The sequence below is a fragment of the Streptomyces pimonensis genome, assembly GCF_041380215.1.
Classification (GTDB): domain Bacteria; phylum Actinomycetota; class Actinomycetes; order Streptomycetales; family Streptomycetaceae; genus Streptomyces; species Streptomyces pimonensis.
Map to the genome: position 1 here is coordinate 1 of NZ_JAHWZY010000098.1, position 1,734 is coordinate 1,734.

1 protein-coding gene is annotated in these 1,734 nt (G+C 70.6%); it reads right to left on the bottom strand.

Annotated features, from left to right (window positions below; all coding sequences use genetic code 11):
- Positions 1 to 29: 29 nt before the first annotated feature.
- The gene (locus tag KYY02_RS33480; RefSeq protein WP_371244799.1) at positions 30 to 1,643 is read right to left on the bottom strand and encodes an IS1634 family transposase; all 1,614 of its coding nucleotides are present in this window, start codon (positions 1,641 to 1,643) and stop codon (positions 30 to 32) included.
- Positions 1,644 to 1,734 lie beyond the last annotated feature (91 nt).

The window sequence follows — 1,734 nt, forward strand, 5'->3', positions numbered from 1 at the left end:
GCTAGCCCCGTACTTCGCGGGTCACTGATTCAGGTCTGTGGCCAGCGGGTTCGTGTGACTTCGATGCCGAGGAGTTCGAGGAGGTGGAGTTGAACGCCACGGGTGATCTGGACGGTGGGCGGGTCGGTCACGTTACCGATCCGCAGCGTCAACTCGCCGAGGTGGTAGAGGATCATCCGGCCGGTTGGCCGGACCCGGCGGTTGTCCGGGTAGAGGCCGATCATCGTCTGCTCGGGGCCCAGTGCACGCCTCACCTGGCGCTCGATCAGGCAGAACACCAGCAGGGCCAGGCAGATCACCTGGATCAGGGCGGCGACGCGGTGGTTGTGCTGCACGAAAACCGGGGCGACCGCGAGGGGCCCCTTGAAATCGTGGTACCGGCGCTCGACCGCACCCTGACCCTTGTACTGGATGAGGACGTCCTGCGGGGCGGCCTGTTCGACGGTCAGTGGTGTGATCAGCGCGTACCAGCCGTCGACCTGGGCCTCGGCGTCGAGGACCTCCTGGTCGAAGTGCCAGCGGAGCGAGGGGGCACCGGTCTCGTCCTCGGTGATGTCCCAGCGCAGGCAGGAGGCGACGCGGCGCTTCGCGGCGATCACCCCGGCGCGGGCGGCGACCTTCTCGCGGGTCTTGTAGTGCCGTCCGCCCGCCGCGCGGGCGAGTTTGTCCATTTCCTCCCCGGCCCGGGCGAGGCGCTTGGCCCGGGCGGCCTGCTGACCGGCCGCGTTGCCGGTGGAGTGGACCAGGATCCGCCGCACCGTCAGGACCGGGTCGCGCTTGCGGGGCCCGGCGAGGGTGTGGACGTCCTCCAGCACCCGGTATACCTCCCGCTGGTCCGGTTCCTTGCCGGCGTCCCGCTCGGGCACCCAGTCCACCACCGGCGCCTGGGCGAGGTCCAAAGCGGCATACACCTCGTCCTTGACCTGCGCGGCCGGGACGGGCGCGATGAAATCCACCCCGGCTGCCAGCAGTGCGGTGAGGTTCGCGTAGGACACCAGCTTGGAGTCGGCGACCATCAGGAAGTCCTGCTCACCGGCCATGCCCTGCAGGTCCTTCATCGCCCCGACGACCTGGCTGACCTCGGCCGCGCCGCCGCCGAAGACGCGGGCGTGGACGGGGATCCCGCCGTCGGCGGACACCGCGAGCCCGGCCTGGACCTGCTTCAGATCCACCCGCCGGTCCTTGGGATGCCCGTAGCCGATGACCGGGTACTGCTCGTCCTGGTCCCCGTCCGGGAAGGCGCCGTGGACGGACATGCTGGTCATGTCCCAGTGCAGCCGGGACACGTCGATACCGAACCCGGTGATCGCCCGTGCGCCGACGGTGCCCGCGATCTGCTCCAGGTGCGGGGCGATCGCGTCCAGGGCCCGGGCCAGGCGGTCGTCGTTGAGCAGGCCCGGCTCGATGCCGAAGACCTCCTCCACCGCCCAGGTCCGCGCCCAGTCCCCGACCCGCACCAGCGGTACGGGCGAGGTCAGCCGGCTGGCCACCAGCGCCTCGATCACCTGCCCGTGGGTCAGATGTGCGCTCGCGCCGCCCGGGCACAGCTCGTCGACGATCCCGGCCACATCCAGCCGGCGCAGAAACTCGGCAGCGACAGGCAGAGCGCCCAGACGCTTCTCCACCACGGACGTCACCGCCACTTCAAGACGCTGACGCTGAGAACGTGGCCGCGGGGACCGGGAAGTCATCGACACACCCGGCCCAACGCCACACCCCCGGCCCGGGACACCC